Raw genomic sequence first — 25,844 nt, forward strand, 5'->3', positions numbered from 1 at the left:
AGAAGACAGAGAGCAGAGTATGAGCACAACAGGAAATGTCGCGATTTATCGTCTGTTCCAATTGATCAGTCCGTCGTTGCCGATTGGTGGTTTCACTTATTCGCAAGGCTTAGAACTGGCGGTTGAGGCGGGGTGGGTGACCAATCGCGATAGCATGGAACAGTGGCTTAATACCATCGTTAGTTCCAGTGTCGCGACCTTGGAATTACCTATCTTAGAGCGCCTTTATCATGCCCTAGAAAAGGGTGAACTCGATGAGATTGAGCACTGGTGTAACTACTTGTACTCAAGCCGTGAAACCAGTGAATTGCGAGCAGAAGAAAAGCAGCGCGGGCATGCATTGAATACCTTGTTGAAGCGCTTAGATATCGATATTTCGCTGGTGGACTCTGTTGATAGTCACCCAAACCAGCTGTTAGGAATGTGCATCGCCGCTCAACACTGGGACATCGATTTAGAAAGCCTTAAGCAAGGTTACTTATGGAGCTGGCTTGAAAATATCGTTACTGCAGGCGTAAAGCTAGTGCCTTTAGGCCAAACCGATGGGCAGTTGGCGCTGATTAATATCACTAACACCTTTCCTGAGGTGATTGAGAAAGCACGCACGATTGAAGATTGGATGATAGGTAGCTTTTCGCCTTCGATGGCGTTAGCGAGTTCATTGCACGAAACACAATACACACGACTATTTCGTTCGTAGCGATCTGCGCTAACGAGGTAGCAAGAAAAGAATATAAGGAAGTAGATCATGGAAAGTTATAAGCAACCCCTTCGAATTGGTATTGGTGGCCCTGTTGGGTCAGGTAAAACTGCACTGTTGGAAGTGCTGTGTAAGGCGATTCGCGACAAGCTAAACATTGCCGTAGTAACCAACGACATCTACACCCAAGAAGATGCAAAGATACTGACACGAGCTGAAGCTCTAGAACCTGACCGCATTATTGGTGTGGAAACGGGCGGCTGCCCACACACAGCGATCCGTGAAGATGCGTCGATGAACCTCGCGGCAGTCGAAGAGCTGGCTAAGCTACATAAGAACCTTGATGTGGTATTTGTAGAGAGTGGTGGCGACAATCTGAGTGCGACGTTCAGCCCTGAGTTAGCCGACCTTACTATCTACGTGATTGATGTAGCGGAAGGGGAGAAGATCCCACGTAAAGGTGGCCCGGGTATTACACGATCTGATCTGTTGGTTATCAACAAGATCGATTTAGCACCGTATGTTGGCGCGTCACTTGAGGTGATGGAGCAAGACACACAACGTATGCGTCCAACCAAGCCTTACGTGTTCACCAACCTCAAAGAGAGCCAAGGGTTAGATTTCATCATCAACTTTATCGTGACCGAAGGGATGCTAACCATGAAGGAGCCTTCTACGACTGAGTAGGGTTGGAATCAGTTAGTTTTTTAAGCCTTTAGATACTAAAAAGCCCTGTCGATTATCGATAGGGCTTTCTGGTTTCAAACGTTCGAGTCGAACTTAAAGCTCGCTCTTAGTAAGTCTAGTGGTCACTTGCGACTCAATCACACCGTCTTCAACTTGAGTGGTGATCACTTCACCTACTTCGACGTCGTTAATCGATGATACCGTCTTACTCGATGCTGAATGAGTAATGCTGTAGCCACGCTTTAGGGTTGCCAGTGGACTCACTGTTTCTAACTTCTCTGCAGCCATAGCGAGCTGGTGGCGAGTCGTTAGTAACGTCTTATCCATCGCATCTAATAGCTTTTGCTCTGAACGTTGCAGATGCAGTTTCTGTTCGCCAAGGCGCTTCACTGGCGAGTTCAATTGAAGCTGGTGCTGTTTACGTTCAACACGCTGTGCATGTTGCTTTAGGTATTGAGTCATACCACGACGCAAACGCATATCTAGGTCATCAAGCTGCTGACTCTGCTTTTGCAGTTGGTAGCTAGGGTGTTGTTTCTCTAAGCGATATTTCAACGTTTGAGTTGATTGTGCCTGTTTGATTAACACATGACGAATCGCACTGACTAAGCGAGCACGTTTAGATGCGAAAGCTTGCTCTTTATGGCTGTTATCGCGGCTAACCAATTCAGCGGCTGCTGATGGCGTAGGAGCGCGCATATCTGCGACGAAATCGGCGATAGTGACATCAACTTCATGGCCAACTGCGCTGATAATTGGGATTTGGCTTGCTGCGATTGTGCGAGCTACGATCTCGTTATTGAAGCACCATAGGTCTTCTAATGAACCGCCGCCACGACCCACGATCAACACATCACACTCATTGCGTTCGTTAGCTCGTCCAATCGCCTGAGCAATCTGAATAGCTGCCTCTTCGCCTTGCACCATGGTTGGGTAAACCACCACTGGCAGTGAAGGATCGCGTCTTTTCAGGACATCAAGAATATCAAACAGTGCTGCACCGGTTTTAGAGGTGATAACGCCAACACGCTTTGGATGTTCAGGAAGCGGTTGCTTACTCGATTGAGCAAAGAGTCCTTCTGCGGCGAGGTTCATCTTCAGCTTTTCAAACTCTTGCTGAAGCTTACCGTCACCTTCTGGCTGCATGCTTTCGATGATCAGTTGATAGTCACCACGTGGCTCGTAAAGAGACAGGCGAGCTTTGACTAAAACTTGATTGCCGTTTTGAGGCTTAAAGGTGACTCGGCGGTTATTGCCACGAAACATGGCGCACTTAACTTGAGCGCGAGAGTCTTTAAGCGTGAGGTACCAGTGACCAGAGACAGGTGCAGAGAAGTTCGAGATTTCACCAACGAGCCAGACTATTCCCATTTCGTTTTCTAATAGGAGACGAACCTCTGAGTTGAGGCGAGAAACAGTAAAGATGTTTGGATTAGTCATAGAAGCACTATCTTTCCTTGAAGGAAGGTCTTTCTTGGAATCTCACAGGGCGTGAGTATGGAAGATAGCGGCAATATAATACATAGCAAGGGGGTAAATGCAAATTAAAAATACAAAAATGTGTAGCCAAGCGATTTCGCCGTGCGTATAATCCGTCTGCAATATCAAATCCAAATCACTTTATTATGCGAAACGATAAAGTTGGGTTTACTCCTTTTAACACCTTTGTTGTGAGATATTGCAAATGCTACGAATCGCAAAAGAAGCTTTAACTTTTGATGACGTTTTACTCGTCCCAGCACACTCAACCGTTCTTCCGAACACAGCTGATCTTCGCACTCAGTTAACGAAAAACATTTCTTTAAACATCCCAATGATCTCTGCATCGATGGATACTGTTACGGAAGCACGCCTAGCAATTGCCCTTGCGCAAGAAGGTGGTATTGGCTTTATTCATAAGAATATGTCAATCGAGCAGCAAGCTGAAATGGTTCGCCAGGTTAAAATTTACGAAGCTGGTGTGGTTTCTCACCCAGTAACTGTAAGCCCTGACGCGACAATCGCTGATGTTGTAGCCCTTACTCAAAAACACGGCTTTGCCGGTTTCCCTGTTGTTACTGAAACAAACGAATTGGTTGGTATTATTACTGGCCGTGACGTTCGCTTTGTTACTGACCTTTCTAAGAAAGTTGATGTAGTAATGACGCCTAAAGCTCGCCTTGCTTCTGTTAAAGAAGGTGCAACTCGTGAAGAAGTTCAAGAGAAAATGCACGAAGCGCGTGTTGAAAAAGTTCTTGTTGTAAATGATGACTTCCAACTGACTGGAATGATCACTGCAAAAGATTTCCACAAAGCAGAACGCAAACCAAACGCTTGTAAAGATGAGCGCGGCAGCCTACGTGTAGGTGCAGCTGTTGGTGCTGGTGCTGGTAACGAAGAGCGCGTTGCTGCTCTAGTTGAAGCTGGCGTAGACGTTCTACTTATCGACTCTTCACACGGTCACTCTGAAGGCGTACTTAACCGTATCCGCGAAACTCGCGCTGCATACCCTGATCTACAAATCATCGGTGGTAACGTAGCAACTGGTGCTGGCGCTCGTGCTCTTATCGAAGCTGGTGTTAGTGCGGTTAAAGTAGGTATCGGCCCGGGTTCAATCTGTACGACTCGTATCGTTACTGGTGTTGGTGTTCCTCAAGTAACAGCAATCGCAGACGCTGCTGAAGTTGCAAACGAATACGGTATTCCAGTAATCGCAGATGGCGGCATCCGCTTCTCTGGCGATATCTGTAAAGCTATCGTTGCTGGCGCATCTTGTGTGATGGTTGGTTCAATGTTCGCTGGTACTGAAGAAGCACCGGGTGAAGTTATCCTTTACAACGGTCGTTCTTACAAGTCTTACCGTGGTATGGGTTCTCTTGGCGCTATGTCTCAAGGTTCTTCTGACCGTTACTTCCAATCTGACAACGCTGCAGACAAGCTTGTTCCAGAAGGTATTGAAGGTCGTATCGCATACAAAGGTCGTCTAAAAGAGATCGTTCACCAACAGATGGGCGGTCTACGCTCAAGCATGGGCCTAACAGGTTCTGCAACTGTTGAAGACATGCGTACTAAAGCTGAGTTTGTTCGTATCTCTGGTGCGGGCATGAAAGAATCTCACGTACACGATGTTCAAATCACGAAAGAAGCACCTAACTACCGTTTAGGTTAATAATACGTCCAAACGTTTGAATAATGTGCTGATTTAGTCGGCACATTATTTTATCTAAAGCCTGTTTTGTTGAACGTATGATTTTTGCAAAACATCGACTTACAGATAACCAACGAAAACGTTTGCTTTATTTCTTGAAGAGTTAATCAGAGGTGAGTAAACTCGCCTCCGTTTTATCACATAGCCAATAAGACTGCTTACAATGACTAAAAATATTCATGACCAACGTATTCTAATTCTGGACTTCGGTTCTCAATACACACAGCTAGTAGCTCGTCGTATTCGTGAGATCGGTGTTTACTGTGAACTTTGGAGCTGGGACGTAGAAGAAGCGGATATTCGTGAATTCAATCCAGACGGTATCATCCTATCTGGTGGCCCTGAAAGTGTAACGGAAGAGAACTCTCCACGTGCACCTCAGTACGTATTTGATTCAGGTGTTCCTGTATTCGGTATTTGCTACGGCATGCAAACTATGGCTGAGCAACTTGGCGGTAAAGTAGCAACGTCTACTGAACGCGAGTTCGGCTACGCTGCTGTACAAGTGACTGGTGAATCTGCACTTTTCACTGACCTTGAGTCTACTCAAGACGTTTGGATGAGCCACGGCGACAAAGTAGTTGAGATTCCAGCTGATTTCACAAAGATCGCTGAAACAGACACTTGCCCATACGCTGCAATGGCAAACGAAGAGAAGAAGTACTTCGGTGTTCAATTCCACCCAGAAGTAACACACACTAAAAACGGCCTGAAAATGCTTGAGAACTTCGTTCTTAACGTATGTGGTTGTGAAGGTCTGTGGACTTCAGCTTCAATCATTGAAGATGCAGTTGCACGTATTAAAGAACAAGTCGGTGACGACGAAGTTATCCTTGGTCTTTCTGGCGGTGTTGATTCATCTGTAGTTGCGATGCTTGCTCACCGCGCTATCGGCGACAAACTAACATGTGTATTTGTTGATAACGGCCTTCTTCGTCTAAACGAAGCTGAGCAAGTTATGGATATGTTTGGCGACCAGTTCGGCCTAAACATCATCAAAGTAGATGCAGAAGATCGTTTCCTTAAAGCTCTGGAAGGCGAAGCTGAACCAGAAGCTAAGCGTAAGATCATCGGTCACGTATTCGTAGATATCTTCGATGAAGAGTCTAAGAAGCTGTCTAATGCTAAATGGCTTGCTCAGGGTACTATCTACCCAGACGTAATCGAGTCTGCAGCATCTAAGACAGGTAAAGCACACGTAATCAAATCTCACCACAACGTTGGTGGCCTTCCTGATGATATGGAAATGGGTCTTGTTGAGCCTCTACGTGAGCTGTTTAAAGATGAAGTACGTAAGATCGGCCTTGAGCTTGGTCTTCCATACAACATGCTTTACCGCCACCCGTTCCCGGGTCCAGGTCTAGGTGTTCGTGTTCTTGGCGAAATCAAGAAAGAGTACTGTGATCTACTGCGTCGCGCAGATGCTATCTTCATTGAAGAGCTTCACGCTGCTGACCTTTACCACAAAGTATCTCAAGCATTCACGGTATTCCTACCAGTACGTTCAGTTGGCGTAATGGGCGATGGCCGTAAGTACGATTGGGTTGTATCTCTACGTGCTGTAGAAACTATCGACTTCATGACAGCTCACTGGGCACACCTACCATACGACTTCCTAGGTAAGGTATCTAACCGTATTATCAACGAAGTTAACGGCATTTCGCGTGTTGTTTACGATATTTCTGGTAAGCCACCAGCAACTATCGAGTGGGAATAATCTCTTAGAGATTTAACCAGCTTTGATTAAGATCTTAAGCCTTGAACTCAGTTCGGGGCTTTTTTCTTTTCGATTCATTATATTGATTCATTGCATTAAAGGCTTGTGAGCAACACTTAGAAACCAAGTGAGCGACACCTAGAAACCAAATCGGTTGGAAACTAGATATCAGCTCAAGAAAGTATGATACGTGTTGTTACGTTTAACTATACATAAAACTATCACTCGCACTTTTTATAAATTCATACCGTAACAGCTAGGCTATTTCCCACGTGCCACATACTCTTTGATGGACTTATTAAGGACAGATAAGAGAATCCATCATGTTAAAAATCAAATATTTGGCGACAGTACTGGGCTGCACCTTAGCAGCACAAAGTCATGCGTCTTTGAACATTCAACCTGATCCGCAAAACCCGAATGGCTACCTTGTTGAAAAGTCGGCATTACAAGCCGCTGAACAAGCAAAAACCTCGGATCCTATGTATGCGATCTGGTCACAGGCCCTACAAACTCGTTCGAACACCATCGTTGAAGCGATTGAACCCGGTTCACTTTCCAACCCTGAAAACGTAAAGCGGGTTGAGCGTGTATTCCCTCAGTCTGAATGGGATTTCCTTACTCAGATGGCAGCGCCAGAATACACTTACACTCGTTTCTTACGTGCGATTGGTAAATTCCCTGCTTTCTGTGGCGAGTACACCGATGGCCGCGACTCTGATGCCATCTGTAAGAAATCCATCATCACCGCTTTTGCTCACTTCTCTCAAGAGACGGGCGGTCACATCGCGATAGACAACACATCTGATAACCCATTAGCTCTCGAAGAGTGGCAGCAAGCGCTGGTACATGTTCGTGAAATGGGGTGGTCTGAAGGTCAAGAAGGCTACACCACTGGTTGTGGTCAGAACGATTGGCAAAATGCTCGCTGGCCATGTGCCGCGGGGCAGGGCTACTTCGGTCGTGGTGCTAAACAGCTTTCTTACCACTTTAACTACGGTGCCTTCTCGGAGGTGATGTTTGATGGTGATGCGACGGTGCTATTGAATAATCCGGGCTTAGTTGCTGACTCTTGGTTGAACTTAGCTTCAGCTATCTGGTTCTTCTTAACACCACAAGCGCCTAAACCAGCAATGCTGCATGTTATCGACCGTACATGGACGCCATCTCAACGTGAATTGGATGCGGGTATTGGTTATGGCTTTGGTACCACCATCAATGTGATCAACGGTGGTATTGAGTGTGGTGAACAGAATAAAGACAAAGGCCAGCCAGTTAACCGTATTCGTTATTGGGAAGGGCTAGCAGCGCACTATGAAATTCCTGTAGAAGCGGATGAAGCGAATACTTGTTGGCAGCAAACCCCATACGGAAGCTTGAATCTCAATGGCGCGACTGACGTGCTGTACACCAACTGGGATGGTAACTGGAAATACTACGCAGATCGCCCAGAAGGCTATTCATTTGAATGTGAGTTGGTTGGTTTCCAAACGGCTTATTCTGCGCTGGTGGCGGGCGATTACGAGAAGTGTGTGACCAATTTCTATGGTTCTCATGCAAGCTGGCCGGAAGTGAAAGTGGTCGATAAGCTTGATCCGGTAGACCCAGGAACCGATCCTGGTGGCAACGGTTGGAGTGCGACTAAGGTTTACAACGCTGGCGATCAAGTGACTCACAACGGTGCGACTTACGAAGCGAAATGGTGGACGCAAGGGGATGACCCTGCTAATGGCGGCCCTTGGAAATTCGTGGCAGGTGAGCCAACACCACCAGTAGTGACTGACCCAGCTCCTGTTGATCCTGCTCCGGTGGACCCAACACCAGTTGAACCACCTGTGACCGAGCCACCTGCAGTTGTTGACCCATCGGTGTTTATCACATGGGAAGCGGGAGTTAGCCAAGTAAGTAACGGTGACAAAGTGACACATAACGGCAAGTGCTTCGTGTCTAAAAATGGCCCGGGTGTTTGGGAGAGCCCTGTTCAGTCGAATTGGTTCTGGGATGAAATCAGTTGTAATTGATAGTCTGAATATCGAAACAGTGGTTTAAACGACGAGTTCAGTATTACGCTGTAGCGATATAAATAATCAAAAGCCGAAAGTTTCTACTTTCGGCTTTTTTTCGTTTCGAACTTGGTGGTCTAGGAAGGTCGATGGGTCTATTCGGCTATGTTAATGTGCATTTTAAGGCTAATTATCCAGTTAGAGGATAAAGTTCTGTACAAATTGCGATTGTGAATTTATATTCAAATTTAACTTATATTTATTCTTTATTTTTAGGGTTAAGGTGTACCTATGGAACAGACAGATATCACGTCACTCATCCCCATTGTGATTACTTTGGTGTTGTCGTTGGCGACAAGGAATGTGGTGATAGGCCTTTTTGCTGGCGTGCTAAGTGGTGTTGCGATGCTGACTGGTATGTTTAGCGAACTCAATCCGCTTGATACGTTTGGTACCATGGTTAAAGGTTACTTAGTCCCTCAACTTACCGACAGCTATAACGCTGGCGTGATTATGTTGTTGGTGTTCATCGGAGGCTTTGTTGCCTTGATGGAGAAATCGGGCGGTGGTGTTGCGTTTGCCAAGCGTGTTACCCAATGGGTAAGCAATAAATGCCAAGCGCAAATCTCGGCATGGTTTGGGGGAATCGTTATATTTTTCTCTGACTTAGGTACCCCTTTAATCGTTGGCCCTGTTTTTCGTCCCCTTTTCGATAAACTGAAACTTTCAAGACAGAAGCTAGCATTCATCATTGATTCAACCTCATCGCCAGTTGCGATCCTTATCCCTTTTATCGGGTGGGGCGTTTACATCATGAGCCTGATTCAAAAAGAGTTCACGGCCTTGAATGTCAACATGTCTGACTGGGATGCCTTCATCGGTGCGATTCCTTTTCAGTTCTACGCATTCCTCGCGATTTTCATCGTTCCTTTGGTTTCATTTAAAGGCTTAGACTTCGGACCAATTGCGAAAGCTGAACGTGATTGCCAAGCGGGAATCGATACTGGCGTGAATAGCGAGTCACTTAATCCTTTCTCGCATAAAAATGCAAAGGCCTCTTTTGTTTGGGCACCACTGTTAGTGATGTTGGTGGTGTTGTGTGCCATGTTGGTTCCGCAAGGCTTCCCATTCCAAAAGGTTGCTGGTTCATCATTCAGAGCGGCTTTATCTTCGGCTTACTTCTTTGCCGCGATTACCTTGATCTCGTTGATGGCTTATTACGGAGTAAGAAAGCTTTCAGATGGTGTCTCTGTGTACCTGAAAGGCATGGGTAACATGATGCCTGTTGCGATTATCTTGGTACTGGCGTGGGCGTTAAGCTCGATTGGTAAAGAGTTAGGTGCAGCCGCTTATATTGCAGAGCAAGCGCAGAGCGGGTTCCCTTATTGGTTAGTGCCTGCCGTAGCCTTCTTGTTGTCGGCTATTATCTCATTCGCAACGGGCTCTTCATGGGGAACCTTCGCTATCATGATGCCATTGGTTATCCCAACCGCGATCGCGATTGATGCACCGCTTCTGGTAGCGATTGGCGCTGTACTTTCTGGCGGCTTGTTTGGTGATCACTGCTCACCGATCTCTGAAACTACCATTCTCTCTTCGACTGGCGCTGGGTGTGATCAGTTTGAGCACTTTAAGACACAGCTGCCTTACGCATTGATGAATGGTTCAATTGCTTTAGTGAGCTTTATCGTAGCTGGCTTTACTGGCAGCTCGCTGGTTGTGTTAGGTGCGCTTGTCGCTCAATTAGTGGTTGTGACACTGTTAGCCAAGCGTGATGCGAGTAAAAACGCTTCTTCAGAAGTGCAATCTCAAGTATCTGAATCTAAAGCTCAACAAGCGTAATTTAAGATGGCAAATGAGGGATGAGATTCCAGATATCTCGTCCCTCGATTCTGGAATGACGATTCGATGAATGGATGCGGGATACGAGTAACGAAAAGATCGTCCTATTATTACTCGTGTTTGCTATTTAGTTTCTCGCTTACTCAACCAGAACGCGCTGTTCGCATTCCGCATCCCGTTACCCGCATCTACATAAACTTCCGTCATCCCCTACAATGAGGGACGAACGTGATAGGGAATCTCTTATGTACCAAAAGTGCTTATATTGAAGATGAGATTCCAGATACCTCGTCCCTCGGTTCTGGAATGACGAATTAATGAATAGATACGGGATGCGAGTAAACAAGTAACGAAAAGCTCGCTGTCTCTTGTTCAGCATTCACACCTAATATCTCACTTACTTGAATCTACAGACTCTTTTCGCATCTCGTATCTCGTTACTCGCATCTCTTTTATAGCGTGATAGGGAATCTGCTTATTGATAGTTTCTGTGAATCAATACAGCTTGTTATGAAACTAATTTTCCATGTGATCATTTCAACAACCTTAGTTTTCGATAACTGGATTATCCCAAAAGCAATTTATCAATTAAAATTTTCTTACAAATTTTATCGATTTTTTTTAATCAACCACTTTAATAAGGTAAATTCGCAATGTCGACCAAACTAGCTAACCCAGCGCCACTAGGCTTAATGGGTTTCGGTATGACCACTATTCTTCTTAATATCCACAACGCAGGTTTCTTCCCAATGGATTCAATGATCCTTGCGATGGGTATTTTTTACGGTGGTTTGAGCCAAGTTATCGTGGGCACTATGTGTTTCAAACGTGGTGACACGTTCGGTACAACTGCGTTTGCTTCTTACGGCCTATTCTGGTTGTCTTTGGTTGGTTTGATTGTAATGCCTTACATGGGCCTACCAGCAAGCCCTGCGGCATTCATGGGTTGGTATCTACTACTATGGGGCATCTTCACAGGCTTCATGTTCATCGGCTCTCTATGCTACCCAGTAGCGAAGCAAGTAGTATTCGGTTCACTAACTATCTTGTTCTTCTTACTTGCAGCTCATAACTTCACAGGCAGCGCACTGATCGGCACTATCGCTGGTTTTGAAGGCATCTTCTGTGGCGCTTCTGCTATTTACTTTGCAATGGCACAAGTAATCAACAACGAATACGGCCGCACAGTACTGCCAGTTGGTGAGAAGAAAGCACCTCAAATGGCAACACAAGAAATCGCTGCTTAATTTAGCGTTTCTTAGAAATATAAAAAAAGGGTTAGCCATGGCTAACCCTTTTTGCATCTTGCTTCAAAGAAAAACAGAATCTAAAACATCGTTATTCTTTAAAGCAATATCACTGTTTGAACGTCTTACGCTGAAGGCTGCTCAACAGGCTTGCTGTCTGCCGCTTCGGCTTCAGGCGATTTACCCGTTTTGCGCTTGTACTTCTCTTCCCAGTAAGTAGCACCTTTAATGCCTAGTTTCACAGGGTTGAACGTGTATTCAGTTACACCTTGTTTCTGTTGCTCTTCGTAATCAGCCAGTGCTTTAAGCGCAGGCTTAGACATGAAGAAGATAATCAGAATACCTACGATGTTTAACCATGCCATTAAGCCAACACCAACATCACCCATTGCCCATGCAAGGTTCGCTGTTTTAACTGTGCCATAGAAAACTGCAGTGATAAGAACAAGCTTAAGTACGAACATCATGCCAGGGATCTTGATGGTACGACGTAGGTAAGCAATATTCGTTTCTGCAATGTAGTAGTAAGCAAGAATCGTTGTAAATGCGAAGAAGAACAGAGCAAATGCGATGAATGGCTTACCAATGCCTGGTAGTGCACTTTCAATAGCAAGCTGTGTAAATACAGGGCCATTCGCGCCAATGTTTGCTGCTAGGTTCTGAACAAGGAATACACCTTCAGCGCCGCCGTGAACGTTGTAAGCACCAGTGATGATGATCATGAACGCTGTAGCAGAACATACTAGAAGTGTATCGATGTAGATAGAGAACGCTTGTACCAAACCTTGCTGAGCTGGGTGATCAACACTTGCAGCCGCTGCCGCGTGAGGACCAGTACCTTGACCCGCTTCGTTTGAGTAAACACCACGTTTAACACCCCAACCAATTGCAGCACCGAAGCCTGCCATAGGTGTGAATGCATCACCAACAATCATTGCGAAAACAGTTGGCACTTGGCTGATGTTTAGCAGAATGATAACGAACGCGATGATGATGTAAGCCAGTGCCATGAAAGGAACAACGATCTGTGTGAAGTTCGCAATACGTTTAACACCACCAAAGATGATGAAAGCAAGGATGATAGCGACAACAGTACCAGTGAAAATTTTAGCAAAACTGAATGTACCAACAGCTGTTTCGATCATATCACCTGAACCAAATGCAGCTTCTACAGCGTTACCGATACTGTTTGACTGAACACCTGGAAGTAAAATACCACAAGCAAAAATAGTCGCGATTGCGAAGATCCATGCGTACCACTTCTGACCCATCGCTTTTTCGATGTAGTAAGCCGGACCACCACGGAACTGGCCTTCGTCTTCTTCTTTATAGATTTGCGCTAGCGTTGATTCTGCATAAGCAGTCGCGGCACCAAAGAAGGCTACAACCCACATCCAGAATACTGCACCCGGGCCACCGAAACCGATAGCAGCAGCAACACCTGCAATGTTACCTGTACCTACACGGCCAGATAGCGAAACGGCGAGAGCTTGGAAAGACGAGATGCCTTTTGACGAGCTTTTACCCGAAAGTAACAAGCGCCACATTTCAAAGAAGTGACGGATTTGTACAAATCGAGTCATGACGGAGTAGAACAAACCTGCACCTAAACATAGGTAGATAAGCACTGGACTCCAGATAATTCCATTCAAAAAATCAACGAATGACTGCATGAGTATTTTCCCTGTTAGTTTTACTTGTGATTGTTTTTCGAACAACACAATACTTCACTTGTAACCTGAGTGTTAAATTATTTAACTACGCATTGGGATTACTGTGACATAAAGCATGTTACAGGAGCTAATTGTTAACGCTTAGTGCTATTTCGGGAATCGTTCCATTTAAATGCAAGTGCAACTAGTTGCTTTGTTTCGGGTTTTGCAAAGTGAATAAATAGTGATTAATACAAACAAGTAAGTTTTGTGATCGGTGATTAAGAAAGGGTGGCGATAAAATAGACGAATCGACCATTTAGCATGAAAGCCTGCTAGAGTGAATTTGTTACGGTAAAGTTAGAATATATCACTTGCTCAGGATGGGTAGGCAGTTTTAGAGCGCTATCATTTTTTGAGGGGATAAAATGATGGTTTTTATATTTACGGTAGGAAAAGTGCCTAGTTAGACACTTGTTTTAAACGACCTTGAATCCCTGTTTTAGTAACTCTTGAGCGAATTCAGACTGAGTATTTGGTTCGCCATGTATCAAATGCAACTCTTTTGGCTTAACAGGAATGCTAGTAATGAATCGATTGAGATCCTCTTTATCGGCGTGAGCCGAGTAGCCAGACATGCCATGAATTTGAGCATTCACTTCCACTTGTTTGTTGTCTATTGAAACCTGCGTTTCACCCTGTTGAAGCTCTCGTCCTAGTGTACCGTGTGCTTGGTAGCCAGCTAAAATCACATCTGTTCGTTTATCTGGAAGTAAAGCGGATAAGTAGTTCATGATCCTGCCACCCTGACACATTCCAGATGCCGCGACCACAATCGCGGGTTCGCCTGTCGACTTGAGGCGATTAACGATTTTCTTATGCATTCTATGCCCATAAACAGTAATACACTGATCAAAAGCAAGTGGGTGACGTTTCAGTTCTAGGCGTTGCTTTGCTTCTTGTCCCCAGAGTTCTTTAAAACGTCGATAGGAACGTGTCACTTTCTCTGCCATCGGAGAATCGAGGATGATAGGAATATCGGCGCTGAGTTGATGCTCAAAGATCAGGTGTTCGATATCAAATAGCAGCTCTTGTGTTCGACCGATACTGAAGGCCGGAATTAGGATGACACCACCATCGAGTAGTGAACGATCAATGATCGCTTTAAGGCGCTCTGCTCGTGTTGCAATATCATCATGTGTACTGGTGCCATAAGTGGATTCGATAAACAGATAGTCGGCTTGTTGTGGCGGCATAGGGTCGGGAAGCAAAGGTGTGTTACTTGGCCCTAAGTCCCCAGAAAACACGACTACTTCTTGATTAGGTAACTTTATCTCGATATAGGCAGAACCTAAGATATGTCCAGCAGGTTGAAAACGAGCATACAGAGTATTTAGCCTACTATGATCCTTTCCGTTATTTTGCTGTTTAGAGGTGATAGGAAACCAATCTCCATAAGGCTTGGGCGCAATTAGCGAACGAATCTTTTTAAGGATGAGTTTGGATTGTTTATGACTGAGCCCTTGCAGCTTTAGTCCGTCTTCAATCATTAAAGGGGCAAGTTCAGCCGTCGCTTGAGTGCAATAAATCGGTTGGTTAAAGCCACTGGCGAGTAACCAAGGTAATCGGCCAATATGATCAATGTGAGTATGAGTTAGCAGTAGGGCATTGAGATGAGACGTTTCAAAATCGATATCAAGAGGGCGTGTGTCTTTACCTTGAAACAAGCCACAATCGATAAGTACCGATTGACCTGAATCTCTTAACTCGTGACAAGATCCTGTGACCGTATGTTTACCGCCATGGTGAATCACTTCCATCGTTTACTCCCATTGCTCTATCAGCCTTTAATGCCTGTTTTTATTTTGCGGATAAGCGCCAACAAGTAAAACAAGAACAATGAGAGTTGCGATCGTTGAGTATCTTTTTAAGTAACTGAGCGATGACTCAGTGTGTTCGTTGCGAGTTAGTTAGTAGAAGAACGGTCTGAATCAAGCTCTGGGTTTTGTTGTGATTCCAATCTAGCGACTTCGGCATCAAGCTCTGCAATCTTCTCAGCCATTAGCGCATGGCAGTGATTGGCCAGCTCTCTAGCGTCACTCAGTTTGTATCCGGACACGTCAATAGGTTCAAGCATCTCGGTGATTACAATGCCGTTGTTTAATCGGTTAAAGTCGATTTTGTTGTGAGTGGTGCTCGTGCACATAGGGGTGATAGGCACACCCGCCTCAATTGCCATTCGGAAAGCGCCCGTTTTGAACGGCAATAGCCCGCGGCCTTTACTGCGTGTTCCTTCAGGGTAAACCCACACAGACAGGTCTCGTTGATGAATAGCTTCTGCCACTTGTTTAATGGTATCGCGCGCTTTCGATTTGTCTTCACGATTGATCAAAATGTTCCCCGTGATCCAATACAGAAGGCCAAAGAACGGCACCACTAACAAATCACGCTTTCCTAAAGAAACGGTGCGTGGTCTTAGCATTCCAGGGTCGGTGACAAAGTCCAATATGCTTTGGTGGTTAGAGATATACACGCTTTTTTCTGGTGTTGGCGCATTCTCTAGGCCGCGCTGAACCAGTTTTACACCAACTATCTTTTGTAGTTGATTGAACCAACGACAGAAAACGTACACATGCTTAGGGTTCTTGGGGCTAAACAAGCAGTAAACAAAAGCACATAGAGTGGTGAAAATAATAAACACCGTAGCCAAGATAATACGAAGAACAGCAAGCACAACTCACTCCTTATTCACCGCAATGATGCAGCGATTAAATAGTTTTAGATAGTTGAAGTTTTCACTCTATTTAACCGAATTGCAACAATTAACTGTGCTAGAGGCCTTTTTTTAGATCTTTATATAAAACAATGACTAACAATAGGTATTAGACGCGCATATCGAGCTTACACATGTTCACCAGTAACGGCTCATGATAACCAATATTGTTTATTTGGGTCGGATTGTTCTACCCATTCAGGAGCTTGGCGCGCCTCTAAATAGAGCTGAAGGCCGTTATAAGACATGAAAGCCGCAGGGCCGCCAAGGTGTTCGAAATAGTCAAAATAGTCATCTTCAAGCGCGCATAGGTGAGCTAAATCTTCCACCTTGTTCGCCAATGCCCATTGAATTGCAAACACTGGAGCCGTTGAACCTGCAATCGACACCTCTTCAATATTGGGGTTAAACATCGCATTAGCCTGTTCCAGTAAAATCTCTTGTTGTTCAGATTCTTGCTGCAACACCTCGTCGATGATTGCCAAGCGCTTGGTATTCGAGACATTCTTATTCAGCTTCGCAATTCTCAGTGCGTAGTTAAACCTTTCTGATGAAACAATATTGATTAGCTCCGACAGCAGTTCTTTGTCTACGCCTGCTGCCTTGGTGAAATAGTCGATACAAGAATGGATTGAAGCATAACGAGTGCCATCAAATTCAAAGCCACTGGTTTCGTCATAGGCCTCAATGGCGGTGTTATCAACCGACAAAGGCCAGCCTTGATACTCGACTCGCTGCTTGGCGATTTGATACATCTTCCAAGCGCTGCGCCCAAAGCCGGCAAGTGTCGAACCTGTAAACTCGCTGTCTATCAGCTCTTGCTCGGTCCAGTTCTCACCAATACCTAGGTGCTTGGCATACTTATCAATGAGCGCATGCTTTATCTGGTCGCGCACCGCCCAAATCGAAGTCAGGTCTTTCGAACACTTCAAAATCGCGCACTCTTTACACGCTGGCAGAGCTATCGGCGCATGACCAACCTTGGCAAAAAGCTGAGCAGTTTTAGGAAACTCAACCGTGTGATTAGAAGGCTCACCACAAAACCAACAGGTGTGGCGCAGGTTGAATGGGATGTCTATGTAAGAGTATTGAGTCATTGAACTTCTATCGGCTGGCTATTGAGGTTAGGGGTATTATTGTAAAAGTAATTATCTCTGTTCGTGTGTCACCTTGCACCAGGTTTATTTCACTTTTCTTTGGATTAGTTCGATAGGGATATGTTGATATAAAACAGCGACTAATGGTGAATGTTGATGGGAGTGGCTGAACCGATATGTGCCGCTAGTAATCTTGTAAGGTCACTATTACTATGGAGCTAGTCTCATTACTCCAATAGCGTATATGTCCTCATCGATTCCTTTTTACGATAAAAATGCTCATGCACTTTGTCAGCAGTACAACTCCGTGGCTTTCGAAGTGGTACATAAAAGCTGGCAAGCATACTGGCCTTTAGAGGGCGATAAGGTGTTAGATGTCGGTGCGGGCAGTGGCCGTGATGCGTTATGGATGCAAAAGGCTGGCGCTGAAGTTATCGCGATAGAACCTAGTGTGTTATTACGTGAGCAAGGCTCTGAATATACTGGGCCAAGTGTTACATGGTTAGATGATTCACTCCCATCATTGAGCCGAACTGAAAACCTTGGAATGCGTTTTGACCTGATACTGGTGAGTGCTGTTTGGATGCACCTTGCACCATCATATCGAGAGCGAGCATTCAGAAAGTTATCTAACTTACTCGCCCCAAATGGCAAGTTGGTGATTACGCTACGTCACGGAGAGTTTCATGACGACCGAGAGGGCTATGAGGTTTCGGTTGAAGAGCTTGAGCGTTTATCGAAAAACAGTGCTTTGTTGGTGCGTCATGTCGATAACAGCCAAGATACCTTGAAGCGCAGTGAGGTTTGGTGGCAAACCGTAGTGATGACGTTGCCAGATGACGGCTCCGGTGACTTAAACAAGGTGCGCCACATTATTGTGAATGACAATAAGTCGGCCACATACAAATTGGCATTGTTAAGAACCTTACTACGAATCGCAGATGCCCATTCAGGTGCTGTGATTGATCGAGCCGATGGCAAAATATCTCTACCAGTGGGTTTGGTTGCTCTGTATTGGGTTAGACAATTTAAGCGTCTAATTGATATCGATATAGAAGGCGTTGGGATTCAGCAAAACAGCAACACGAGTAAAGGCCTAGGCTTTGTAAAAGATGATGGCTGGAACAAGCTCAAGCACCTCAGTGCCGATGATTTAGCGATAGGCACTCTGTTTATTGGTGATGAAGCCAAAGCATTACAGAAGTTGTTTTCACAGACGATCAGCACCATTAAATCGGGCCCAGTGACCTTTATTTATCAAGGTTCTAAAGAGAATAGGTTGTTTGAGATACTCCCACCTCATCAGCGACGTAAGAATCGAGAATCACTGGTCATCGACAGCGAGTTCTTAGCAAGTTTTGGTTACTTCACTCTGGATGAAAGCTTGTGGGAGTGTTTCAGAATCTATCACTCTTGGATTGAGCCGCTAGTCGTGAATCAATGGGTTATGGAGATGCAGCGTTTTGAGTTAAATCGACAGCGCAACATTTCACTACAGACCTATCATGACTGCTTAGTCTGGATTGACCGAAACCACGATACTCGTGACGTACGTAAGAGAGTTGAACAGCTTAGAGCGATTCAGGTAGATATTGTCAGCGTCTGGAGTGGAAAGTCACTAAAAAACGAGTATCACGTTGATCACTGTTTGCCTTTTGCTTACTGGCCGAATAACGACAAGTGGAACTTATTTCCAACCACAAGCAAAGAAAATCTAAGCAAAAGTGACAAAGTTCCTACCGCTGAAAAACTTCGTGCGTCTAAGCCTCGTATTCTCGAATGGTGGCAATTGGCGTGGAGTGATTCGGCTCATTTTGAACAGCAGTTCTTTTCTGAAGCAGCACTTTCTTTACCCAATATTCCACCACAGTGTCGAGACTTCGAAGAGGTGTTTGACGCAATGGGTCTGCAGGTACGTGGTGTGAAAAGTCGACTGTTAATCAATGAGTGGCATTGAGCACCGCTTTGCCCCGTTAATTTAACCCATTAAGCAACGGTAGAGTAAACAATGAAATACATCGGAATAGATGGCTGTAAGGCGGGATGGATAGCTTGGATTGTCTCTGATAATCATGCCCCTGTGTTCAAAGTGGTAAAGATGCTTGATGAGCTAGCGAGTGATCTTGTCGGTTCAACGGCACTTATCGATATGCCGATTGGTTTCAGTGACGCGCAGACTCCAGATCGTTTATGCGACAAAGTAGCAAGGCGTTTTCTAACCAACAAACGTGGTTCTTCAGTATTCCCGGTTCCGTGTCGTGAGGCGGTTTACCAAGCCGATTATATTGCGGCGTGTAATGCCAATGTGCAGCAGCTTGGTAAGAAGTTCTCTAAGCAAACTTGGGGGATTGTTCCTAAAATCCGAGAGCTAGATAAACTCATCGATGATCACCCGAACTTATCGATCAGAGAGTCTCACCCTGAGGTGGTGTTCGCTGCTTTGAAAGGTGAACCACTAACGTTTTCTAAGCGAACTCAAGAGGGTAAAGAGGAAAGGCTTTCGATTATTCAGCAACTCGCTCTGCAATGGTGTGAGGTTGTGGCGTTAGCTATCTCAAACACCAAGCGTAAAGATGTTGCGATAGATGATGTTTATGACGCATTCATATTGATGTTGATTGCGTATCACGCTCCAACATTATCGAGTTTGCCCGAACTTACCGATATTGGCGGAAAGGCTGATAAGGATCAGAATGGTCGAGTTCGCGAAATCGTTTATTGGAAGAAAACGCACTAGCAAAGTATGCGCTCTGTTAGGTTGAGTGTGTTATTTTCCACTTCCTGTATTTTTACTCTTACTGTTTTTGAGCCTTGATATGAAACGTTTAATTGTTGGTTTGCTGGCAACTTTGATCAGTGCGGCGAGTTATGCCCAAGTTGCGCCTGTCTCTCAGTGGCAATGCGACATGATGAAAAAGAACGAGGTATTGAATAGTGGAGCGCCTGTTGGCTGTGACCGACTATCCAAAGTGGACTTTGATTTCGTTAACTTTAAGGGCGAAACGCAACAAGGGAACATGATCGTGCTTGATGTTATCGCCCCTTCTGTTGAACAAATCTTTTTAGAACTCAAACAGCGTAACTTCCCACTGCATTCTGCGCGCCTAATGCGAGAGTTCAACGGTGATGATAACGCCTCGATGGAAGCGAACAACAGCAGCGCGTTTAATGCTCGGCCTATCACTGGCGGAGGTAGCTGGTCGAAGCATGCTTACGGTGTGGCAATCGACATCAACCCAGTTCAAAACCCTTTCTTAGCGTTCGATAGCAACGGAACCATCACGGTAAAGCCATCGCAATCGGCTACTAGCTATGTAAACAGAACGCGCTTTCGTGCGCGCAATGACATTGAACGCCGAGGCATGGCGGAAGATGTGGTCGAGCTTTTTGCACATCATGGCTTCATGATCTGGGGAGGGGACTGGAATACCCCAATCGATACTCAGCATTTCGAGGTCGGATCAAGAAAGTTCGTTAACCAATTGCTCTCTAAACCACAACCTGAAGCCAAAGTGCTATTTGAGCGATACGTCGAATCTTACCGCCAATGTTTTAATAAAAATAAAGATGAGGGCGCAGAAAAAGCGCGAGCTATCTGTGCAAAGAAAACAGTCGGGACTTTTTAGTGCTATGTTTATTTAGAACCGTTTGTGTTTTAGCAAGTTAAGCTCGCTTCAAGGGTATTTTGAATCGCTAAGGTCAACGCACGTCGTTGGCCTTTTTTATATTCGTTTCTCCAATAGAATACCGAGCAATCAAAAGGTTATTGGGTATCCGTTAGTCAATAATTGATGAAGTAATGCAGCGCAAAGTCATCGGTTTGTCATTGAAAAAGTCATAGCGTAAACGTTATGTGAGAACCATCGCTGGTGGGGGAACTTCTTGTCTATTCGCCAGTATTATTAGTGAACTGATCACAACGGACCAACTAATGAAAAAGATACCTTTGGCTCTAACTCTTTTAAGCACTCTACTTTTTTCACAATATTCTTTGGCTACAGACACTTCACACACCACACAGAATCCGACTTACGAACTCGATGGTAAGGCGGTATTAGGACGTACTGAGAATGTGTACCTTTCTAGCGTTCAAGGGCTTAAAGATGTTCCTTTCATTGGCAAAATCGACACCGGTGCCGAAACCACTTCCATGCATGCAGAAGACATTCATGTAAAAAGCACACATGCCGATTACAAGAACCTCAAAGACAAAGAGTTGATGTCGGCATTAACCGAAGATGTGCTGAATAATAGTGATGTTGATTACGACGACTGGGATGGCAGCACCTTTGCGAAATATGAAGCTATCGTCTCTTTTAAGGTTCAAAACCCGCGCACGGGAGACATGGTATTAATCGAAGCACCTTTAGAGCGTGTCAGCATGATCCGCAGCCGTACTAGCAGCACACCTTTGCTTCGCCCAACGATTAAAATGTTTCTGACCATTGCAGACCAAGAGCTAAAAACCGACGTTAACCTGACAGACAGAAGTCACTTCTCCGCGCCTGTATTGATCGGCAAAACCTTCCTTGCAGATAATGCGTTAGTGTTTGCGGGCTACGACTATTTGCAAGAGCAAGAGAACGCGACGGTGGTTGGCCGTAAAGAGGTAGTGTCTATCTCGGGAATGGATATGAATGCGACTTTCTCGTTAAAGAACCGCTACAGCATTTTGCATGCAAAAGACATCGACATAGACAAAAAGAACAAACAAGTGACGTTTGATATGTTCGACAAAGACGGCAAGCAAAAAGAGATGACATTGCCGTTGGTTCGTATGTTAAGCGTGAGTGGTAAGAAGAGACCTTTAGTCTATGTTCCCGTTCAACTTGATGAGAACACCACCAAAGACGTTCTGGTGTACCTACGTGAGCGTTCAGACAGCAGCTCACAGCTAAGATTTGGAACCAGTACCGCTAGCGAACTCTTCATGATAGACACCAGTGCTGAAAACATTTTATCAGAAGGCTCAGAGAGCTTTAGTGATATGGCGGAGGCAAGTGAACCGTTGATCATCTCGCCGGAAGAAGATATTACCATCGACAACTTCCCACTTAAGGCTGTGGCTTCTTTCACGGTAAACACACCTCTGTTGAAGGTCGATAGCTTCGAGATTATCGGCAAGGGCAAAGATGAATCTGTTGAGTTTTACCTAACTGACGCGAATGGCGAACAGCAGAAGGTCACAAAGCCAATCATTAAAAAGCTCAAAGTCGGGGATGATAGTCGTCCAGTTGTAAGTGGTGAGTTCTCGGCTTCTGGCAAGGTTCGCACACAAGAGTTTGCTATCGATGTGCTAAACAGCAATGAAAAAGAAGCCTACTTCATTCTCGGTAAGAAGATGGCGAAAGAGGGCGTTTACGTAAACACGCGCTCAGACTACCTATTGAAAGCAGAGCCTCTGTTTAAAGTAGGGCACATTGAAGTGGTTGAAGTGAACGGCATGACATTCCCTGCCAAGCTAGACACAGGTGCTGATGTAAGCTCAATGAACGCGGTGAACATCAAACGATTCAAGAAAGACGGCCAAGATATGGTGACCTTTACTTATCAAAATAACCAAGGTGATAAGCAAGAGTTCACTAAGCCAGTGATTGATGTAATGCGCATTAAAGCCAAGAAAGGCGAGAAGGTGAACATTCGCCCTGTGGTAGAGATGAACGTTAAGCTAGGCGACTTAGAGAAGAAGGTGAGAGTAAACCTTCAAGATCGTTCACGCTTCGAATACAGCATGATTCTGGGTAAGAACTTCCTGAAGCACGGCGCGGTAGTAAGTAGTGATGAAGATTACGTACTAGGTGAGATGGAATAACGCCTCAACTTACTAAGTTTGTAAGATAACAGTTCTAAAGGGCCACACGTTTCAGCAATGGAATGTGTGGTTTTTTATTGAGTGTCTGATTTTGGATAGTGATGCTAGTGATGCTAAGTGTTTGTTATTTATTGGGTTGTTTACTAAGTCATTACCCTTAGACAAACAAAAAGGGCCAACTCTTTCGAGTTGGCCCTTTCCAAACGTTTGGTGGGCTGGCGGGAGTTGGGCATATGTCTCACCCCATACCAGTAAGGCTCTTGGAGTACTAACTCTAATTTTATGTTACTTAGCATGTTACATAAAAATCCTGCTTAAAAGGGAACTGAACAGCCGTCCTTTATGTATTTTGGTTAGATTTTAAAGGCTTTATATTTCAAAATATTCTAAGTAATTCATGTTAGAGGAGCTTTTATACGTGATTGATAAAAGCAGCACATGGCATTATCAAAAACTAATCTAATGCAACCAAAACTACTCACATTATCTATTTCTAGTTGTTAATGTAACAGAAGTTACTCATAAATTTCTTTCTTGAATAGTGATATCAAAACGTTGAGTTTTACTTCTACTTTAACGTTTACTCGTCATGACAGTTAAGTGCGGAATTTAGTAGGTTAGTCGATATTGGTACTAGCCCTACTTTTAGTCCAAATGGCTTGAATACTTTATCGAGAATATCAGTTTTGAAAGTACCTCGATCATTCTCAATCTCAGATATAGTTTTTCTGGAAACCCCAACCATTTTGGCAAAAGTATCTTGTTTGACACCTAACACGTTTATCCTAAGCTCCTTGAGAGCTAATCCTTGTGTTAGTTCATTCATAAGCAACGATCTAATAACTCTATTTATCTTATATTTTCTTTCTGATACTGATATTGGTTGTACGTTTTTAGGAGTACGCTTTGCCACTTTTTCAATCTGATCAATCGAGGTTTGAGCATGCTCTTTTTGTATTTTAATTGCTGTATTTAAGTGTTCTTTATTCAAACGAAGTCGAGAGATTGCATCATGCACAGATTCTGCCGAAGTGTTTAGAGAAAGCCGATCTAATCGGTTTAAACTGTCGGTGTTAGAATTCATATCAGCCCCCATTTACCAAGTTTTGTCGCAATGAAATCCATACCTATACCTGGCATATCCAAAATCTGCTTTGGTGTTCCTCTTTCTTCTAACCTTTCTTTTAAAGTAAGACAGTTTTGTGCAAGTGCTTTAAGTTCTTTTAATAGAGTCTCTTTGGGAACTAAATCTGACAGTGAAGTTGCGATACCGTCAAAATCATACTCACCTCCTACCTCTAAAGGTGATTTCCACTTGGTAGCTCTAGGTATCCCTTCAGGGTCTGCTTTCATTGGAGCAAAATCATAGACTGGAGCAAGTTTGATAAAACCTTCTTTTTTGATGAAAGAAGTGTTTCTTCCATGGTTATCGCTGTTGCCAAATATGATATTGAGCAAGTCCCTTTTTACCCATTCAATAACAAATTCTTGGATGTTAAACCGATAGCCTTGTTCAGTAACCATATGACTATTTATGATTTTATCAATCAGTTGTCTAATAGTATCTTCATGATCAAGAAGACTACCTGGTCCTTTATTTAACATTGAGTAAACCGACTCCATGGCATAGCGCTGCATGTTTTGCTTGTCATCTAAATAGATATCAAACCTTGGTAACCAGAGAGAAGGGTAATTTTTACCTTCTTCTAATCGCATCGATTCTATTGGAATAGTATCGACTCCCATGCTTGTTAACTCATGATAATAATAATATTCAGCTCGTAAAATATTGCTGTCAGTTTTCCCTCTAGAGCCTCGCGGATATTTTACTAGATAATGTAAATCTTGATTAGTAACGTCATCTTGATAGCTGTCAATCCAGATCCGCCCCTCGTTGGAGTAACGCAGTAGCAGTTTTGGAGCTTCTCCTCCTGCACCTGTGGCACCTCCAGCAGCAGCTCCCCTTTCTTGTGCGTAATCTAAGAAATCACTAGCTCTATCAATTACATCATGAAGGGCAAAGGACAGTGAATCTGATTTTTTAGTCCGCTTTGGTAATGATTCCTTTATTCTCAAATTACCAACTGGAGAGATAGTTCCATACTTCAAAAGGATGAAATCTTGCTGGTCAATAGCTAGATCTCCAATATCAAGTTGCTTGACCCAGTAACGTCTGCTCGCTCCACTCGGCATTATGTCATCGAGAAACCTCAGCCACCTCGAGCGCCCTTTATCGTCAAAGTAGAAATTAACAGGGTGATTAAGTGAAACGGCATGGTTGTCATCTTTCTCGAAGTTTTCTACAGCATATTCGTTTAGGTAATGAACTTCTGTGATTATGAAGTTGCCTTCATTACTCTTAGGGAAGGTAACGTGAGCTATATCAATCCATTGCTTCAGTATGTAAGCTTGTATAGTGAGTGATTCCATAACTATCTCCAGATATTTATGCGTACTATTTTACTCATAAAGGTGCTAAATTTCAAGCTGTGTAACTGTAACTACTCACAAGTCTAAGTTTTAGGTGTTCTTGTAACCTAAAGTAATCATTATTATTTTAGCTATTTGGAAAGGTGATGATTTGAATAGGTTTTGAAGATTTTCGAACTGATTTTGGTATAAAGACATCACACTATTTTCCCACTCTAAAGTGCGGCACTAAAGCTTTATGTTCCTATAAGGTTGATTGTTTTATGTGGAGACTTAGTTTGTAGAATTAGCTCATAGAGTACAGGTTTAGTGAGTATCACCAATCTTCTTCATCGATAATGTTTTTATATTTATCAAAGTTTTTCGTTTCAACATAAAGCGTTAGATCTAAGGCTTGAATGATTTTAAACATGGTAGAGAGCGTGGCTTTATCTGGTCTATTTTCAAAGTTAGAAATGGTAGCTTGCTTTATGCCGACTCTCTTTGCCACTTCGGACTGAGTCCATTTATTTTTTTGTCGTATTAGCAGTAAACTATTAGCGAGTTGCTGTGGACTATAAATCACAATTCGTCATTCCTTACGGTTATTGATGCTTACTTTTCACAAGGGATTCAAGCAGCACTATCCCTACTAGGGTATATTATTAACATTATACCTTTGTTGGGATAAAACCAAGTAGGGAATAAAGTAGAACAA

19 protein-coding genes are annotated in these 25,844 nt (G+C 44.1%); 11 read left to right on the top strand and 8 right to left on the bottom strand.

From position 1 onward, the window contains the following. The first annotated feature begins 19 nt into the window (after positions 1-19). Both L0992_03160 and ureG read left to right on the top strand, forming a co-directional pair. Positions 20-700, top strand: a complete 681-nt coding sequence (locus L0992_03160; GenBank protein XGB67714.1) for an urease accessory protein UreF — start codon at positions 20-22, stop codon at positions 698-700. A gap of 48 nt (positions 701-748) precedes the next feature. Then, positions 749-1,387: an urease accessory protein UreG gene (ureG, locus tag L0992_03165; GenBank protein ID XGB67715.1), complete on the top strand. Its 639-nt coding sequence runs from the start codon at positions 749-751 to the stop codon at positions 1,385-1,387. A gap of 93 nt (positions 1,388-1,480) precedes the next feature. On the opposite strand, the gene xseA is transcribed toward ureG, so the two are convergent. Next, a complete protein-coding gene (gene xseA / locus L0992_03170; GenBank protein ID XGB67716.1) occupies positions 1,481-2,827 on the bottom strand; it encodes an exodeoxyribonuclease VII large subunit in 1,347 nt (448 codons plus the stop codon). 244 nt (positions 2,828-3,071) lie between these two features. Here xseA and guaB point away from each other — a divergent pair, with 244 nt between their 5' ends. The 5 genes from guaB to L0992_03195 all read left to right on the top strand — a co-directional run bounded on the left by guaB (position 3,072) and on the right by L0992_03195 (position 11,383). Further along, positions 3,072-4,535, top strand: coding sequence for an IMP dehydrogenase (gene guaB, locus L0992_03175; protein ID XGB67717.1), 1,464 nt, complete (start codon positions 3,072-3,074; stop codon positions 4,533-4,535). Between the two features lie 202 nt (positions 4,536-4,737). After that, the gene (gene guaA / locus L0992_03180; protein XGB67718.1) at positions 4,738-6,291 is read left to right on the top strand and encodes a glutamine-hydrolyzing GMP synthase; all 1,554 of its coding nucleotides are present in this window, start codon (positions 4,738-4,740) and stop codon (positions 6,289-6,291) included. Positions 6,292-6,614: 323 nt separating this feature from the next. Next, positions 6,615-8,312 carry a chitinase gene (locus L0992_03185; GenBank protein ID XGB67719.1) on the top strand — a complete coding sequence of 566 codons (1,698 nt, stop codon included), beginning with the start codon at positions 6,615-6,617 and terminating at the stop codon, positions 8,310-8,312. Between the two features lie 273 nt (positions 8,313-8,585). Next, on the top strand, positions 8,586-10,136 hold the full coding sequence (locus tag L0992_03190; GenBank protein ID XGB67720.1) for a sodium:proton exchanger: 1,551 nt from the start codon (positions 8,586-8,588) through the stop codon (positions 10,134-10,136). Between the two features lie 653 nt (positions 10,137-10,789). Beyond that, on the top strand, positions 10,790-11,383 hold the full coding sequence (locus tag L0992_03195; protein ID XGB67721.1) for an acetate uptake transporter: 594 nt from the start codon (positions 10,790-10,792) through the stop codon (positions 11,381-11,383). A gap of 125 nt (positions 11,384-11,508) precedes the next feature. Here the strand turns inward: L0992_03195 and L0992_03200 are convergent, their stop codons facing one another. The 4 genes from L0992_03200 to L0992_03215 all read right to left on the bottom strand — a co-directional run bounded on the left by L0992_03200 (position 11,509) and on the right by L0992_03215 (position 16,905). Continuing rightward, entirely contained in the window at positions 11,509-13,056 is a 1,548-nt protein-coding gene (locus L0992_03200) for an alanine:cation symporter family protein (protein XGB67722.1), read from the bottom strand. A gap of 458 nt (positions 13,057-13,514) precedes the next feature. Next, positions 13,515-14,855, bottom strand: coding sequence for an MBL fold metallo-hydrolase (locus L0992_03205; protein ID XGB67723.1), 1,341 nt, complete (start codon positions 14,853-14,855; stop codon positions 13,515-13,517). 146 nt (positions 14,856-15,001) lie between these two features. Then, positions 15,002-15,769 (bottom strand): 1-acylglycerol-3-phosphate O-acyltransferase, encoded by a 768-nt coding sequence (locus L0992_03210; GenBank protein ID XGB67724.1) that lies wholly within the window; start codon positions 15,767-15,769, stop codon positions 15,002-15,004. Positions 15,770-15,960: 191 nt separating this feature from the next. Continuing rightward, positions 15,961-16,905: a hypothetical protein gene (locus L0992_03215; protein ID XGB67725.1), complete on the bottom strand. Its 945-nt coding sequence runs from the start codon at positions 16,903-16,905 to the stop codon at positions 15,961-15,963. 244 nt (positions 16,906-17,149) lie between these two features. Between L0992_03215 and L0992_03220 the strand changes: the two genes are divergently transcribed. The 4 genes from L0992_03220 to L0992_03235 all read left to right on the top strand — a co-directional run bounded on the left by L0992_03220 (position 17,150) and on the right by L0992_03235 (position 22,717). Then, a complete protein-coding gene (locus L0992_03220; protein XGB67726.1) occupies positions 17,150-18,862 on the top strand; it encodes a class I SAM-dependent methyltransferase in 1,713 nt (570 codons plus the stop codon). 51 nt (positions 18,863-18,913) lie between these two features. Beyond that, a complete protein-coding gene (locus tag L0992_03225) occupies positions 18,914-19,642 on the top strand; it encodes a DUF429 domain-containing protein (protein XGB67727.1) in 729 nt (242 codons plus the stop codon). Positions 19,643-19,721: 79 nt separating this feature from the next. Next, positions 19,722-20,531, top strand: a complete 810-nt coding sequence (locus L0992_03230; GenBank protein XGB67728.1) for a M15 family metallopeptidase — start codon at positions 19,722-19,724, stop codon at positions 20,529-20,531. A 305-nt stretch (positions 20,532-20,836) separates the two neighbouring features. Beyond that, positions 20,837-22,717: a RimK/LysX family protein gene (locus tag L0992_03235; GenBank protein ID XGB67729.1), complete on the top strand. Its 1,881-nt coding sequence runs from the start codon at positions 20,837-20,839 to the stop codon at positions 22,715-22,717. A 580-nt stretch (positions 22,718-23,297) separates the two neighbouring features. Here L0992_03235 and L0992_03240 read toward each other — a convergent pair. The 3 genes from L0992_03240 to hipB all read right to left on the bottom strand — a co-directional run bounded on the left by L0992_03240 (position 23,298) and on the right by hipB (position 25,712). After that, entirely contained in the window at positions 23,298-23,801 is a 504-nt protein-coding gene (locus L0992_03240; protein XGB67730.1) for a helix-turn-helix domain-containing protein, read from the bottom strand. Next, positions 23,798-25,147 (bottom strand): HipA domain-containing protein, encoded by a 1,350-nt coding sequence (locus L0992_03245; GenBank protein ID XGB67731.1) that lies wholly within the window; start codon positions 25,145-25,147, stop codon positions 23,798-23,800. Before L0992_03245 ends, L0992_03240 begins: the two co-directional genes overlap by 4 nt. Positions 25,148-25,463: 316 nt before the next feature. Further along, complete coding sequence (hipB, locus tag L0992_03250) at positions 25,464-25,712, bottom strand: type II toxin-antitoxin system antitoxin HipB (GenBank protein XGB67732.1); 249 nt, start codon at positions 25,710-25,712, stop codon at positions 25,464-25,466. Between the last annotated feature and the right edge of the window lie 132 nt (positions 25,713-25,844).

Origin of the sequence: Vibrio pomeroyi (assembly GCA_041879425.1) — a bacterium.
GTDB lineage: Bacteria > Pseudomonadota > Gammaproteobacteria > Enterobacterales > Vibrionaceae > Vibrio > Vibrio pomeroyi_A.